16 protein-coding genes and 1 pseudogene are annotated in these 15,343 nt (G+C 47.9%); 11 read left to right on the forward strand and 6 right to left on the reverse strand.

All coding sequences use genetic code 11. The annotated features are described in order from the left end of the window. Positions 1 to 83 precede the first annotated feature (83 nt). The 5 genes from ACJHWT_RS20740 (at position 84) to ACJHWT_RS20760 (ending at position 5,402) form a co-directional block, all read left to right on the forward strand. Positions 84 to 1,790 (forward strand): hypothetical protein, encoded by a 1,707-nt coding sequence (locus ACJHWT_RS20740; protein WP_000067710.1) that lies wholly within the window; start codon positions 84 to 86, stop codon positions 1,788 to 1,790. Positions 1,791 to 1,849: 59 nt separating this feature from the next. Next, positions 1,850 to 3,439 (forward strand): hypothetical protein, encoded by a 1,590-nt coding sequence (locus ACJHWT_RS20745; protein WP_069723237.1) that lies wholly within the window; start codon positions 1,850 to 1,852, stop codon positions 3,437 to 3,439. Between the two features lie 9 nt (positions 3,440 to 3,448). After that, positions 3,449 to 4,264 carry a hypothetical protein gene (locus ACJHWT_RS20750; RefSeq protein ID WP_069723236.1) on the forward strand — a complete coding sequence of 272 codons (816 nt, stop codon included), beginning with the start codon at positions 3,449 to 3,451 and terminating at the stop codon, positions 4,262 to 4,264. 197 nt (positions 4,265 to 4,461) lie between these two features. Continuing rightward, positions 4,462 to 4,881: a hypothetical protein gene (locus ACJHWT_RS20755; RefSeq protein ID WP_250113098.1), complete on the forward strand. Its 420-nt coding sequence runs from the start codon at positions 4,462 to 4,464 to the stop codon at positions 4,879 to 4,881. 11 nt (positions 4,882 to 4,892) lie between these two features. Continuing rightward, positions 4,893 to 5,402: a hypothetical protein gene (locus ACJHWT_RS20760; protein ID WP_000509939.1), complete on the forward strand. Its 510-nt coding sequence runs from the start codon at positions 4,893 to 4,895 to the stop codon at positions 5,400 to 5,402. Between the two features lie 116 nt (positions 5,403 to 5,518). Here ACJHWT_RS20760 and hokD read toward each other — a convergent pair whose 3' ends face one another. From hokD to ACJHWT_RS20790, 6 genes are all read right to left on the reverse strand, one after another. After that, entirely contained in the window at positions 5,519 to 5,674 is a 156-nt protein-coding gene (hokD, locus tag ACJHWT_RS20765; RefSeq protein WP_001313475.1) for a type I toxin-antitoxin system toxin HokD, read from the reverse strand. Positions 5,675 to 5,855: 181 nt separating this feature from the next. Beyond that, positions 5,856 to 6,101 (reverse strand): hypothetical protein, encoded by a 246-nt coding sequence (locus ACJHWT_RS20770; RefSeq protein WP_029401368.1) that lies wholly within the window; start codon positions 6,099 to 6,101, stop codon positions 5,856 to 5,858. Between the two features lie 50 nt (positions 6,102 to 6,151). After that, positions 6,152 to 6,997: a MarR family transcriptional regulator gene (locus ACJHWT_RS20775; RefSeq protein ID WP_001379176.1), complete on the reverse strand. Its 846-nt coding sequence runs from the start codon at positions 6,995 to 6,997 to the stop codon at positions 6,152 to 6,154. Between the two features lie 29 nt (positions 6,998 to 7,026). Further along, positions 7,027 to 7,827 (reverse strand): phage antirepressor KilAC domain-containing protein, encoded by an 801-nt coding sequence (locus ACJHWT_RS20780; RefSeq protein WP_001187876.1) that lies wholly within the window; start codon positions 7,825 to 7,827, stop codon positions 7,027 to 7,029. Between the two features lie 163 nt (positions 7,828 to 7,990). Further along, on the reverse strand, positions 7,991 to 9,034 hold the full coding sequence (locus ACJHWT_RS20785) for a phage antirepressor Ant (protein ID WP_000743164.1): 1,044 nt from the start codon (positions 9,032 to 9,034) through the stop codon (positions 7,991 to 7,993). Next, the gene (locus tag ACJHWT_RS20790; RefSeq protein ID WP_071588786.1) at positions 9,031 to 9,252 is read right to left on the reverse strand and encodes a host cell division inhibitor Icd-like protein; all 222 of its coding nucleotides are present in this window, start codon (positions 9,250 to 9,252) and stop codon (positions 9,031 to 9,033) included. Before ACJHWT_RS20790 ends, ACJHWT_RS20785 begins: the two co-directional genes overlap by 4 nt. 621 nt (positions 9,253 to 9,873) lie before the next feature. Here ACJHWT_RS20790 and ACJHWT_RS20795 point away from each other — a divergent pair. The 6 genes and pseudogenes from ACJHWT_RS20795 to ACJHWT_RS20820 form a co-directional block, all read left to right on the forward strand. After that, complete coding sequence (locus ACJHWT_RS20795; protein ID WP_000039791.1) at positions 9,874 to 10,386, forward strand: hypothetical protein; 513 nt, start codon at positions 9,874 to 9,876, stop codon at positions 10,384 to 10,386. Between the two features lie 3 nt (positions 10,387 to 10,389). Then, positions 10,390 to 10,929 carry a DUF5384 family protein gene (locus ACJHWT_RS20800; protein WP_001033469.1) on the forward strand — a complete coding sequence of 180 codons (540 nt, stop codon included), beginning with the start codon at positions 10,390 to 10,392 and terminating at the stop codon, positions 10,927 to 10,929. A gap of 80 nt (positions 10,930 to 11,009) precedes the next feature. Beyond that, positions 11,010 to 11,576, forward strand: a complete 567-nt coding sequence (locus tag ACJHWT_RS20805) for a hypothetical protein (protein WP_029401369.1) — start codon at positions 11,010 to 11,012, stop codon at positions 11,574 to 11,576. A gap of 10 nt (positions 11,577 to 11,586) precedes the next feature. Continuing rightward, a complete protein-coding gene (locus ACJHWT_RS20810; RefSeq protein ID WP_000523978.1) occupies positions 11,587 to 12,198 on the forward strand; it encodes a hypothetical protein in 612 nt (203 codons plus the stop codon). A 14-nt stretch (positions 12,199 to 12,212) separates the two neighbouring features. After that, on the forward strand, positions 12,213 to 13,094 hold the full coding sequence (locus ACJHWT_RS20815; RefSeq protein ID WP_001702265.1) for a hypothetical protein: 882 nt from the start codon (positions 12,213 to 12,215) through the stop codon (positions 13,092 to 13,094). A gap of 81 nt (positions 13,095 to 13,175) precedes the next feature. After that, a pseudogene (locus tag ACJHWT_RS20820) lies at positions 13,176 to 15,248 on the forward strand (lytic transglycosylase domain-containing protein); the annotation flags it as partial. Between the last annotated feature and the right edge of the window lie 95 nt (positions 15,249 to 15,343).

Here is a 15,343-nt window from a genome sequence, read left to right on the forward strand (position 1 = left end):
CGAGAAAGTCAACAAGTGACTTTCAATAAAATCTCTTCCGAAAAGGGATTCACACAAGTGCCTTGTGTTTAAGGAAGAGTAAATTGAGTAACTTACGCGAATACCAGAATCGTATTGCAGATATCGCAAAACGCTCTAAAGCTGTGCTTGGCTGGGCAAGCACTGCGCAGTTCGGTACTGATAACCAATTCATTAAAGATGATGCCGCGCGTGCCGCATCTATCCTTGAAGCTGCACGTAAAGACCCGGTTTTTGCGGGTATCTCTGATAATGCCACCGCTCAAATCGCTACAGCGTGGGCAAGTGCACTGGCTGACTACGCCGCAGCACATAAATCTATGCCGCGTCCGGAAATTCTGGCCTCCTGCCACCAGACGCTGGAAAACTGCCTGATTGAGTCCACCCGCAATAGCATGGATGCCACTAATAAAGCGATGCTGGAATCCGTCGCAGCAGAGATGATGAGCGTTTCTGACGGTGTTATGCGTCTGCCTTTATTCCTCGCGATGATCCTGCCTGTTCAGTTGGGGGCAGCTACCGCTGATGCGTGTACCTTCATTCCGGTTACGCGTGACCAGTCCGACATCTATGAAGTCTTTAACGTGGCAGGTTCCTCTTTTGGTTCTTATGCTGCTGGTGATGTTCTGGACATGCAATCCGTCGGTGTGTACAGCCAGTTACGCCGCCGCTATGTGCTGGTGGCAAGCTCCGATGGCACCAGCAAAACCGCAACCTTCAAGATGGAAGACTTCGAAGGCCAGAATGTACCAATCCGAAAAGGTCGCACTAATATCTACGTTAACCGTATTAAGTCTGTTGTTGATAACGGTTCCGGCAGCCTACTTCACTCGTTTACTAATGCTGCTGGTGAGCAAATCACTGTTACCTGCTCTCTGAACTACAACATTGGTCAGATTGCCCTGTCGTTCTCCAAAGCGCCGGATAAAGGCACTGAGATCGCAATTGAGACGGAAATCAATATTGAAGCCGCTCCTGAGCTGATCCCGCTGATCAACCACGAAATGAAGAAATACACCCTGTTCCCAAGCCAGTTCGTTATCGCGGCTGAGCACACGGTACAGGCGGCGTATGAAGCACAGCGTGAATTTGGTCTGGACCTGGGTTCCCTACAGTTCCGCACCCTGAAGGAATACCTGTCTCATGAACAGGATATGCTGCGTCTTCGCATCATGATCTGGCGTACTCTTGCGACCGACACCTTTGACATCGCTCTGCCGGTTAACCAGTCCTTTGATGTATGGGCAACCATCATTCGTGGCAAATTCCAGACTGTATATCGCGACATTATTGAGCGCGTTAAATCTTCTGGTGCGATGGGGATGTTTGCTGGTGCTGATGCAGCATCTTTCTTCAAACAGTTGCCGAAGGATTTCTTCCAGCCAGCCGAAGACTATATCCAGACTCCGTATGTTCACTACATCGGTACCCTGTTCGGTAACGTGAAAGTGTACGAAGTACCTGCTGGTATTTGTAAGAACTTAACGACAGAGAACATTCAGTTCAGCTCGATGGATGTGCTGTGCTACGTCCGTGATGAAAATCCGGGTAAAGCAGGCTTCGTGACTGGTGATGCTGTCCCGGCCATCCCGTTCCAGCATCCGACCACTCCGGCGCTGGTCAACCGTACCACGCTGTGGGGTTCGGCTATCAACGATATGCACCCACGCAACGGCGCTGATTACTTCACTCGTGTAACGCTGACAATGGCCAAAAAAGGCGGGCTTAACTTCATAAGCGGCGACACGATTGATGCCGGTGACTCTGAGTAATCAGGGGAAGTTCTCCGTTTAACATAGCGCCCCGTGCGGGGCGCATAACAGGGAAAGTTATGTCTCAATATTCAATTCAACAGTCATTAGGTAATGCATCCGGCGTCGCTGTTAGCCCGATCAATGCCGATGCGACGTTATCTACCGGTGTTGCATTAAATAGCAGCTTGTGGGCTGGTATTGGCGTATTTGCGCGTGGCAAGCCGTTTACTGTTCTTGCGGTTACTGAGTCCAATTACGAAGATGTTCTCGGCGAACCGCTGAAGCCGTCTTCCGGCTCACAGTTCGAACCAATTCGCCATGTGTACGAAGCTATTCAGCAAACGTCAGGTTATATTGTTCGTGCTGTTCCGGATGATGCGAAGTTCCCGATTATTATGTTCGATGAATCAGGCGAACCGGCTTACAGTGCGTTGCCATACGGTTCTGAAATTGAACTTGATAGCGGCGAAGCCTTTGCTATCTACGTTGATGATGGTGATCCGTGTATTTCACCTACCCGTGAGTTAACCATCGAAACGGCAACAGCGGACAGCGCAGGTAATGAACGCTTCCTCCTGAAACTGACCCAGACGACTTCGCTCGGCGTGGTAACGACCCTGGAGACACACACTGTGTCTTTGGCGGAAGAAGCGAAAGATGACATGGGCCGCTTGTGTTATCTGCCTACGGCTCTGGAAGCCCGTTCTAAATATCTGCGCGCGGTTGTTAATGAAGAGCTGATTTCGACGGCGAAAGTAACAAATAAAAAATCGCTGGCGTTCACTGGCGGTACCAACGGCGATCAGTCGAACATTTCCACTGCTGCTTACCTGCGTGCGGTGAAAGTGCTGAACAATGCGCCGTACATGTACACCGCTGTTCTCGGCCTGGGTTGCTATGACAATGCGGCGATCACTGCGTTAGGTAATATCTGTTCTGATCGCTTGATTGATGGCTTCTTTGATGTCAAACCGACATTGACGTACACGGAAGCGATCTCTGCTGTTGAAGATACCGGTTTACTTGGTACCGATTATGTAAGCTGTGCTGTCTATCATTTCCCGTTCTCCTGCAAAGACAAATGGACCCAATCCCGCGTGGTCTTCGGTCTGTCTGGCGCGGCGTATGCAGCGAAAGCTCGTGGCGTCAAGAAAAACTCCGATGTCGGCGGTTGGCATTACTCACCGGCTGGTGAAGAACGTGCCGTCATTGCTCGTGCATCACTTCAACCGCTGTATCCGGAAGACACCCCGGACGAAGAAGCTATGGTCAAGGGCCGACTCAATAAAGTATCTGTAGGTACTTCTGGCCAGATGATCATCGACGATGCTTTAACTTGCTGCACGCAGGATAACTATCTGCACTTCCAGCACGTCCCATCCCTGATGAATGCAATCAGCCGTTTCTTTGTCCAGTTAGCCCGACAGATGAAGCATAGCCCGGACGGTATTACTGCGGCTGGCCTGACTAAAGGGATGACCAAACTTTTAGATCGCTTTGTCGCCTCCGGCGCTCTGGTGGCTCCTCGTGATCCTGATGCTGACGGTACAGAACCGTATGTGCTGAAAGTTACGCAGGCGGAATTCGATAAATGGGAAGTAGTCTGGGCCTGCTGCCCGACTGGCGTAGCCCGTCGTATCCAGGGCGTACCGCTGCTTATTAAGTAAGGGAATACAATGAGCAAAAACTTTTTTCAATCCGGGGCATTTTTGGGGAATGGACTGTCTCGTTTCGCTTTGAACTCTGATCCTGTGCAGCTGATGGAGTCTGCCCGAGCAAGCGCCGAACCGCCAACAGATCCGGTTATTAATAATAATCAGGAACCGGCGGCACAGACTTACGATAACGTTCCATCTGCCCCGGCTCCTGAGCAAATCCTGGAAGGGAAAGACGGTAAAGAATGGACCGTCGAACAGGCGCACCAGATGATTCTGGAAGCTGCAAATCGAAGTGCTATGCAGAATGCGTTGAGTGATGCGGCCGACGCCGTTTTCGCCTGGGCTGATAGCGGTGATCTGACTTTCGACTCCCTTGATGGTTTCGTTCAGGCTATCGCTGGTATCTCTGATGACGACGACTCCGAAGTTACAGAAGAACAGGACGATGCCTATAACGAAGCATGGGCAAATGTTGCTGACTTCCTCGCAGCATGCGGTGTAGATGATGACCTGATCGAAGCACTGGCTGACGATGAAGACGACGACGCAGCCGCTGATGTTGGTGCCTCTATCGCTGGTTTAGATAGCGACGACCGTGACGAACTGGAAGCGGCGTTTGTTGTAGCTGGCACTTCTGATGAAATGCTGACTGAAGCATTTAAGAAGGTTGTTCGTAACGGTGAGATCAAACTCATCCGTAAACGCCTGCGTAAAAAACGTCTGACTGCGGCTCAAAAATCGGCGCTGAAAAAAGCGCGTCGAAAAGCCCAGACCGGCGCGGCAAAACTTGCCCGCAAAAAGTCAATGAAACTGCGCCGTAAGCGCCTTGGCTAAAGGAGGAGGCCGGAGAACTCCGGCCTTTAACTTGAATGGCACCTATACCTTATGGGGTTTACAGCCAGGCTGACGGTGTATCGCCATTTCTGAAAGTTACTTTAACGAACTCTCAGTACCAGGTTACCGGATATATCAGCCAGGGGGCAGCAATGAATATGGCCCAGAATTGGGAAGCGCCGTTTACCGGTATGTCCATGGGGTCTGTTGCTGGTGCTTTCAGTGGTTTTGCGCAGGTTGGTACTGAAACAACGTCGGTGGCCCGTTGGAACAGCTTAATGGTTTGGGAGGGGGGAACACCGCCGACTTTCACGCTGCCAGTAACTTTCATCGCTTTGTTTGACCCATTCACGGAGGTTTCAGGAGCTATCGCCGCATTGTCAGCGATGATTAGCCCGGAACTTAAAGATGCCAGTATTGGTGGTCGAATCCCGGAGCGTGTGACGCTAAACATTGGTCGCCGGATCAACATCATTGATGTCGCTATCCAGGACATAAGTTTCGATCTCGATGCGCCCAGGGACAGCAATGGGCATTTCCTGAAAAACACCGTCAACCTCCAGTTGACCGGTTCTTCGATATATAACAGCTCCGATATTGTTCGGGCGTTCCAGTAAAAGGATTTTATATGGGGCACAATAACACTAAGGGAAACCGTAAATTTATTAAGGGCCGCTATACTGCCAACGCGGCCAAAGGCGAACGACTGGTATCTTCTGAATTCCAGCTCACTTTTGCAGGCCATGAAGATATCAGCGTACTGGTTCGCACGTCGCAAATTCCTGAAATGACCCGCGAGGATGTGGAGGACTATGGTCCGAATGGTGTGAAGTTCAACCAGCACGGACCAATTCGAAACTCTGGGGAAATCCAGGTCCAGTGCGTGGAGACTATCGAAGGCGATATTCTTCAGTTCATCAAGGATCGCATTGCGGCGAAGGACTATGTTGATATCACGATGGCTGCTACCCCTGAATCCAAATCTTCCGGGGTTAACGCTGTAACAAAAGCTGCTACAACAATTGAAATGTTGGACTGCAAAATCTACAGTGATGCAATCGACTTTAGTACCGAAGATGTGACTGCCGCTGTGCGCCCGTCACTTCGTATCGTCTACAACTGGATTGAGTGGGATTAAGAGTCATCCCTTGTATTTTAAAGCTCCTTCGGGAGCTTTTTTATTTGGAGATGAAAGGGTGCATTGAGGATACCTGACACACTAAGAGTGGCGGAGATCTCTCCCCGCCAGGTCTCTTACCTTTCAGATTCGTAGGCTGTGAAGACAGTGACCTCCGTCTGGCCGGTTCGGATTCGTACCTCGCAGAGGTCTTTCCTCGTTACCAGTGCCGTCACAATGACGGTTAAACAGATGACGATCAGAGCGATTAACATCGCTTTTTGCTGCTTCATAGCCTGCTTCTCCTTGACCTTTTGGTCGGTAAGAGGCTAATCTACGTATGCTAAGCATAGATATGGCCTCAGATTAATGTTAAGCGTCTTGCAGGACGCGTAATGTTATCTGGGGCTTTCTTCTATCTGCTTTTCGGGTAATGCCTGAAGCAGATAGCCTCAAGCACCCGCAACGATTGTATCAATGTCTGGCTTTTTTTCTATAGAAATCACCTGGAAGGGTGAATATCCACATCAGAAGAAATGTTGCAGCAAACATGATCCCTAATGGCCAGACCGCGCCAAAGAAAATCCATACTAAGATCTCCTCTGCTCGTTCTTTGCGGTCGATATCGACAAGCATTTTTCGGCTGATCATGTATACACAGAAGCCAATACAAACATATCCTGCAAAAGCGATCGCTAACTGTAAAAAATTAGATTGCATCTCCGACCTCAAACTGAAAACGCCAGGTGACTCCAGATTAGAGCAATCTATCACCCTCTGAATCCTGCCGGTATACCCCATTGTTCGTTATCTTTATTTTTGGCTAAAACCGCATTAAGAGCTTCGTTTACCGTCATGCAATGCGGCAGATTATCGAAGTTTGATATCCCGCCAATATCAGGAGAACGCTTGTCCTTCAGGTAAGCATATTTCCGCGCTGCCGCCTCTACTTTCTGCTTGAACTCATGTTTTTGAGCGCGTTTTTTGGATAACCGCAGATTGTCAGCCTTTGCTTTTGCCTCAGCGATCCATGAAGTCAATTTTTTGAGTCTGGTCGTTCCGGCACCGCCGGAAACTGATCTTTTTGTTTTTTTAACTTGTGACTTCTTATTCTTTATTGCCACGTCATCCTGACAGGGGGAGGGGGTATCATTTTGACATGGGGGTGTGGATAAAAAATTAAATAAAGCCAATGTCTTAGCGAGAACAGCTTTAACCTTGGTTGCCGCTGAAGAGATCTTTAATTTGCTTTCAATCAGCGCATTTTTGGCTTGTTGTGCGAAGGCCAAAAAGGATGGTGTAAACCGGTACAGGTTAGCGCGACGTTCACGGTGATCGCCGATAACAATCTCTACAGACAGAATTCCTTTGTTTACAGCTTCACGGAATGCACGAACGACGGTTGATTGGCTATAACCAGTTTCTGCCGCGATCAGGCGGTGAGGCTTGTGAATGAAGTATTCACTGGTTGTTGCCGCTAGATTTGCACATTGCGACAGGATATGCCCGGCGCTACGGGATAGACCGGAGTGTGTTACAAAGCAGGCCAATTCATAGCCAGAAAAAGTAAAATCGCTCATCGTTATACAGCTCAGGAAAGTGACTTTAGCCAGCATTACAATGCTGGTGGTTCTTACTACGTCTGTTAGCGCGTTGCCGCGACAGGTACCAGCACACCAGTATCAAGCAATCGCTTCATCAGCCACTGCTGACCTTTGCCGGTTATACGAGTCGTGAAAGAAATCCTGCTTCCATTGCTTGTATCGATCACGGTTTCTTTAAGGGTGAAATACCCACGGGATATGTATTCTTGTTTGGGGACGTTCCTGCGTTCACCGGTTGCGATCAGAATTCCGTTATCACGCAACCAGGTGAAGAGATAGTTTTGGCCCAGACCGAGCACTTTGGCATAGTTGCCGATTAGAACCCCGCTGGCGGTAGCAACGCGTTCGGCGAATTCGACTTTAGGTGCATCCATAAGCATTTTTTGTTCCAGCCGTTGCTTTTGCTCTGCCAGGTCGGCAGCCAAACGGAGAGCTTCAGGGAGACTCTGCGGAATAGCAGGTTGTAATCTTCCGGCTCGATAGTCGATAAATGTCTGGTTTACCTTCAGCCGAAACGCGGGAGAAATCCAACCAGCGTACTCCACTGCGAGCAATTCATGGGCAAAAGTGCCGCCGCCACGGCCTTCGAACGAAACTATGCAATTCTGCATAGTTTCTTTTTCAAGCTCTTCGATGAGCTGTTTAGCTGACAGCGTTCTTAGCCATTGAGCTGGCGCTTTATGGGCACCGAGTCCGCTCGCTCTGTGTAGAGCATTAAGGTTGTAACGGCCAGCGCGGTCGGTCGTAATTTCAACACCACAAATAACGGGCAGAGTGGTTGAAGGATCGACATTTTGATGAAGGTTTGATATATTCATATCCGCATTGAATGTTTGTTGCATTTTTTCTCCAAATTTGCATCAACCTTCAATCACCAGCTCGAAATGGTGATTCTTTGCACTTAGAAAACGAAATTTATTAGAGCAAATTTTTCTGACTCGATCCAGATCGGGTTGGTCGATCTGCTCAGAAACCTGCCAGTTTGCTGGCAGGTTTTTTCTTTTGTTAACCTATTGCTACTGGTTTTAACAAACCAGCATCAAGTAGCTTGCGAGTTAACCACTGCTGGCCTTTACCCGTTAATTGGGGCGTCAGCCGTATCTGGTAGCCATTTTCATCATCCAGCACCACTTCTTTCACCGTGAAATACCCGGCGTTAATGTACTGCTGGCGCGGTACGTTTTTGCGCGCACCAAAAGCCATGAGAATGCCGTTCTGGCGCAACCATGAGAAAAGGGCGTTTTGCTTAAGTCCAACGACCTTTGCAAAGTTCCCGATCAGGATTCCATTAGCCGCTGATACCCGGTCGGCAAAATCGACTTTAGGGGCTGCGGCCACCAGCTGTTGTTCCAACTGCATTTTCTGTTCTGCCAACTCGGCAGCCAGGCGTAGAGCGTCTGGTAATGTTTGGGGGATCGATGGGGCAGGGGAGTTTGCCTGCTGCAATTCTTCCAGTTTGTCGATCAGCGAACGGCGGACTGCTTTTGACTCGCGCGCGGCGACTCGCAGGGCTTGTTTGTAGGTCATGGTTATGACAACCATAGGCGTACCGCCACCTGGCGGCACGGTTGCACTTTTTGTGTAACCGTCCTCACCTTCTAATTCGTCGAGTATTTTTTTGATGAATTTGTTGTTCCGAACCTCTGGTTCCCCACATAACTTACGCGCTTCATTGACCATCTTTAACAGCGTCTGGCTGTCGATTGTGTCTCCAGTGTTGGAGATAACATTCACAGCTGGTGATGGCGTAGCTGAAGCAACAGATGCTGGTTTTTTAACATTCAAATTATTACTGGTCATTCTATGTGCCTCCTTTCTCATTTCTGCTGCCACCGTTGCGTAACGTAGACGTCCTTGTTCAATCAAATAATCCCTGATCTCGGCTATCAGTAGCCTGTTGATCACAGCCTTATCTGTTCGGGTATAAAAACGTCTGGTTATCATGAAATAGTTGGCAATTGCGCCGGGGATCTCCCGTGTCGGCATACAGGCAGTATGCAGTGCGATCGCTTCGGCTATGTCATTACGGGTGACGAGAGGTTTTTTCATAAAACCCCCTGAACGTCGGAAGAGAAGGGGAGGTTCCAGTAACTAAGTGAATTGCGCGAGTTAGTTGAAAAACGGGCAGTAAAAATGCAGGGGCCATCAGGCAATTGAGAGCGTGCTTCGTCTTCTGTTGCTGCGATGACGAAGTGATAGTGGTGTTTTTTGCAGGAATAGAAACGCCAGATGAATTCTTGGCGTGCGCAAGGATTGGCATTAACCATAGTTACGGCCTCACAATCAGGTTTAACAACCTGCTACCCGCTGCTAAACAGGTGGCAGGACGTGACGGGGTTAGCAGACTGGCGATTGTGAAACCAGCAGGCCGAAGCCTCCCCATCACGCCCCACCATAATTTGGGCGTAACGCAGTTTTACGGACACAAAAATACCGCAATATCGGATATCTGCGGCTGTCCGCACAATCATTCAGGCTGCTAAACCCGGTCGCAGAATTTGCTACGACGGCGAAACTATAAGCCTGAACGATTAAAAGGTCAATATGATGCAAAAAGATAGCATTCGCGACTTAAAAATACAAATTTATTAGAGCAGATTAGTGTCGTGCAATAGATATATTATTTGTGATGAAAAATAATGCAGAGGGATATTGTAACTTTAAGATGGATATCAATAGTCGATACATAAATTAAGTTAGCAATAAACTATTAACTTAAGAAATAATGCAGATGGTGAACTTGTCTCTGACTTTTCAGCTATACACAATAAGTTAGGGATAGCTTATAAAAAGTTGATTAATTGATATAAGTCAATGGGAGTATTCTTGTTTACTTTCCGTTCTCGTGGTAACTTCTCGCCGGTTTTTGTTTTTCTGGGATGATTCTTATGTCTAAAAAGTATACTTTATGCGCTCTTGTTGTATCTGCAATTCTTCTTTCTGGGTGTCAATCTAGCGGTGCTGATTATGCTGCCGATGTTTATGATACCGCTCAATTGAATTCGAAGCAGGAAACAAAGACAGTCAATATTATCTCTGTGCTTCCAGCTAAAGTGAAAGTTGATAATAAAGCTAATAAAGAAGCGGCACAGACATTTGGTGCGGTACTGGGAGCTGTTGCTGGGGGCGTTGCCGGTTATAATGTTAAAGGCACATCGACACTGGGTGCTGTAGCTGGCGGTACTGGTGGTGCGGCTCTTGGTGCAGCGGCTGGTTCTTTGGTTAGTGATAAAACAATTGTTGAAGGTGTTTCACTGACTTATAAAGAAGGAACTAAGGTGTTCACTTCAACTCAAGTTGGTAAAGCATGCCAGTTTACAACGGGGCTTGCTGTGCTTATTTCAACTAAAGATAATGAAACTCGAATTCAGCCAAATGCTACTTGTCCAGAAAAGAAATAATTTATGAATAAAATTATTTTATTTCTAATCTTTTCTACGTTTAGTGTAGGCACTGCCTTGGCTAACTCGTTGCAAAGTCAAATTGCTGCTATTGCTCAAGCGGAAAATGAAGGGCGAGCTAAAGAGCAGCAAGCTGAGGATGCCAGAAAAGAACTTATTCGCCAACAAGCACAAGCTGAACGTATTAGAAGAGAAAAAGCAGCATCTGCCGCTGCTGCACGCGAAAAACAGCGTGTTGCTGCAGAAAATGAACGTAGAGCGAAACGAGAAGCCGAGCTAGCAAATGACAAGAAGCGAGATCAAGCTTATGAGGATGAGCTTCGCAAGCTGCAACTCGAAAGCATGAAACTCGAACTGCAAGCAAAAGCGGCTCGTGTCCAGCGAGAAAACGATTTTATAGAGCAGGAGTTGAAGGAGAGAGCAGCTAAGACAGATGTAATTCAGTCTGAGGCTGATGCAAATAGAAATATTTCTACAGGAAGTAAAGATTTACTGCAAAGCGAAGGAAAAGCTAGAGAGAAGAAAGCTAGCAGTTGGTGGTAGTAATCGCTACGATTGCGAGCATACTGTCACAAATGACAACTCGTAGAATCTGTTAACAAACTAGATTCTACGAGGTTTCAATGACACCACGACAATTACTCGAAGACGTCAAATCCCGCTTCACACCTTTGATTGCGGATGAACCTGCCTTACTGGAATCCCTGCTAAGAAAAGCATTGGGAACCTACCAGGATAGGGCGGGACACATCAAGCGGATACGCTTCACTGATCAGACCTGTAAATCACTTGCTTGCCCTGCTGATTTTCTTGCGCTCGTATCGGTTACGGATCATACCGGCGATCTTGTCTACTCCGATGTTTACGATGGGAATATCGAGCTTGAAGATACTCATCGAGCGGTATACCCGCTGAATGTGTCATATCTGGCTAATTTACGTGATATGGATCTGGATAATAGGGAAGTGCCACCTGAAATCATTGGGTTACTTTCTGACTATCTGGAAGTGTTAATCGCGATACCTAACACTGATCGCCTGCGAAGAATATCTATCGCGGGGAAACTCGATGCCAGCAATTTATCCGACGAGAACACGCTGTATCAGCGAAAGCTGGATCTGGAAGAGAAAATGAGCGCAACAAGGGCAATTATCCCGGGGATTGTTCTTTTCTCATCCATGTTGAAGTGAGGGGGCTGATATGGGGCTTAATGTTGCTTCAGTAAAGTCTTATGTATCTTCGGCATTAACGACGACATTATTTGGCTCCGGCGTTGGTGAGCGGGAAGTTGGTAAGCTGACGTCAATCATCATGAACAAAATGCTGTTCGCGCAAGGATGGCAGTTCTCTGTCGAAGTTGATGGTCTGGAAGGGGCAGACTTCTTTGCTAAAGACATTACCTACCACGATTACAGCATCGAATATGAAACGATTAAAATCGGCGGAGGGAATATCCTTCAGCCAACGGAGCGTTCGCCTGGGCAGATAACAATGATGGTCAGGGATACCGTTGATGGCCTCGTTTTGGACTGGTTTAAGACGGCAAAAGGTCGGGTGATCAATCCGGACGGTACCGGGAATATACCGTCTAAATATTTGCTCAATGTGCGTATTTATCGGTTGCTGTCCTCCGGTTTAACCAAACTGGAAAATGAGATGACGGTATTCCCGGTCACTACCGGCGATGTCACCTATGCGCGGGATCAGGTTACGGAATTTAAGTCATTCCCAATGACCTTCGCATTGCACAGCACGTTTAACCAATCCTCAAGTTCTTTAGCTTCCCTTCTGGGCTTTAGTTTTTCTCTTTGAATTAAGGAGCAAGGATGCTTTTACCTCTTTTCCCGCTACCATCGCGGCCAACTGAATTGATCCAGTTCCGTCAGCCAAATATTGCTGATGCGATGCGTTTCAACTCGATAACACCGGAGGAACAAGAACAACAGACAACGGCGTATTTAAAAGTCTTGCTGGCTGAACCCGCGAAATATGATCCCCTGACATGGACGGCGCAGGACCGGATTACCGCGTTATGGTGGATATTTACTGGCTCCCGTGAAACACCGGTCGAGACATTCACCTACACCTGTAAACATTGCGGTAAAGAGCATTATTACGATTGCGATATGAATGCTCTGGCTGAAGATATCCAGGTCCTGGAAGTGGAACCGTTCATTGACGATATTGAGGTGTCTGTAGAGGGCGTGCCTTATCAATGGCGTATCGTGCCGCTTGATGGTTGGGCAATGGAAATGCTGGAGATGCGCCGTGCAGCATTGCCACCTGAAGACGACGCGGAATTCAAAGAAGCGATCGTTGATTTGCGTTTTTGGGAATTCGCTTATCAGTGTGAACTTTATAACGATGTTAGCGGTACTCGTGAAGAGCAGGCTGAGCGTCGTTATGAAACGATCAAACGGATGGCCATTGATACTGAATTTATGAAGCTGGCGGCACACATCCGGCTGGCTCATGAAAAGCTCGAACATGGTTTACCGTGCTACATCGATAAAGGCGAAATGCGTCTTCGTCTCCCGCCGCACAAATGCCCAAACCAGGATACAAAGGAGTCCACAGAGGGTGCGTATACCCGTCTGTGGGTGCCCTTTCGGGCTACCGACTTCATTCCACAGGTGGGGATTGAAAAGCTATCAGACCTTAGTGTCCAACCTGGTTTTGTATGGGGGTATACCGATTCAGGACGCTGAAAGGCTCACTGAATCCTATGCGTTTTTCCTGTTGGAGAAACTGGAAGAAAAACTTAAACCGAAGCGGTAGGCGATAAGATCATGGAAAGAAAAAACGCCAACATTGACGATGTGATAAGGACGGTTGAAACCGCCAGCGCAAAAGAGCTGGAAGAGCTTGCAGGTATTCGGGAAGCCGTTGAAGATTTGAAAGGGGGGCGAGTTGCTACAGTTGATCCTGTCTCTCGCAGTGTGTCGGCATTAAATCGCACAATCGAAAATTCCCGGCCAGACTTTGTGGCCAATGCGCCATCAGTGGACCCTATTGTTGAGGCAATGAAACGGCTTAATTTAGGGGACGTTTCTCGTGTAGTTCAGGAGGATGTTGCTCTACAGGAACCGCAGGCCAAATCAACTACGCGAAAGGGTAAAAAACGACGCAAGAAGGCTATAACAGAAGATGTAAAGGCGCAACGGACCGAAGCAGCCGAACACGCTCGCGAAATGTTCGGTCAAAAAGGCGGTGCGCAAAAAAGCCAAAACCAACGCGATGCGCGTGGTCGTTTTATTGGAAAGTCAGGGAGTAAGGCCGCAGCGGAAGATGCCCGTGCTGAACGTGCTGAAAAGGCTAGGCGCAAAGAGGATGATGAGCGTCTAAATGCTGAATCAGGTTTATTAAAAAAACTGTCAAAAGTAGCTGAAGGCATAGGTAACCCTTCAGAGACTCGTGCCGTCGATGCGTTAGGTTATGCCGTTGCTGGTCCATTGTGGGCAGCAGGGAAGGAGCTTGGCGGGATATCAAAAGAAGTTGGTGGATCGCTTAATGGTGCCAGAAAGTCTATTGCCGATGTGATTCGTGGCAATGACGATAACAGCCGTAGAAAAGGTTTTTTTAGGCGTAAATCGCAAAATAGTGCCGATGTCGTTCAGGTTAACACCCAAAAACGGACGGTTCAGGAACTTCAGGAGCAGACCAGCGAAATTAAAGAGGGCAATGACAAGATTCTCCGCGCCCTTGATCAGATAGCCAAAAACACCGGGAAAAAGAAGGGCGGCTTGCTGTCCAAACTATTTAGCCTGTTAGGGAAGGGGGCCGGTGGCGTCGCGTCGTTGTTAATGGGGCGTGGCATGCTGAAAAAAGCTGGAGCACTCGCTTTTGGCGCTCTGGGGGCAAAGAAACTTGTAGGAATGCTACGCGGTGGTGGCAAGAAGACTCTCGCCCATGAAGGCGGAGATTTGGCTGCCCGGGCAGCAGGTAAACTTGGATTAAAGGCAGTTGGTAAAGGGGCGTTACGCGCAATTCCCCTAGTCGGCACAGTGGCTGGAGGTATTTATGATGCGGTAACCGGTTGGAATGATACAGAAGCGCAACGTCGAGCGTTTGGGCTTAAATCAGGACAAGATCCATCATTCCAGCAAAAAGCCGCTTATACGTTAGCTAATGTTCTTGATATGGGGGGACTGGTATCTGGTATTAGCAGCGCCATTGGTGAGGTTCTCAAATCACTTGGATTTGAGGATATCGGCAATATGTTGCAATCATTTTCGACGGAAAGTATTGCCCAGGCCATTGATAGTGGGATTACCAACTTAGAAACATATATTTCTAACCTTGGCGACACCATTTCTACCAAGTTCGATGATTACACAGCAAAGATTGGTGATGCTGTTTCAGCATGGTTTAGCGATACATCTAATAAGCTGCTTGAAAAGCTGGATGCCATCAAAGACTTCTTTACTGTCGATAACCTGAAACAGGTTTTCAGTGATGCAATTGATAGTGCAATTGATTTCATTAAGAACCCAGGGAAACATATTAAAGAGGCGGCTGGTAATATTTGGGATGGGGTTAAAAATTTCCCCGGTAAAGCATTAGATGCAGCGGTTGATGCCGTTAAAAATACCCCTGCGGCAATGATTGTATCAAAAATACCCAATCCGATCGGCGAGGCTAATGCGAAAGAAATCACTCCAGAGTTAAAAGCTCCGGTTAATAGCCACCAGGAGACATCTGATTCTAAAACTGAATCCGATGCCAAACAGACTAATATTGTTACCCGCGTGATAAATGCGGCACTGGACACGGCGAAAGATAGCAATAAAACAGTTAAAGAAACTGCTAATCAGATTATCAATGCAAATGCCGTAGAAACGGGCAATGAACCGCCCCGGAAATCCTGGAGACTAAACTCCCTGAGAAAGAGGTAAACAGGATGACTAAAAATACTCGTTTTTCCCCCGAAGTCCGTCAGCGGGCGATTCGTATGGTT

Source organism: Escherichia sp. WS338 (assembly GCF_046486405.1).
In the GTDB taxonomy this organism is placed as follows: Bacteria; Pseudomonadota; Gammaproteobacteria; order Enterobacterales; family Enterobacteriaceae; genus Escherichia; species Escherichia coli.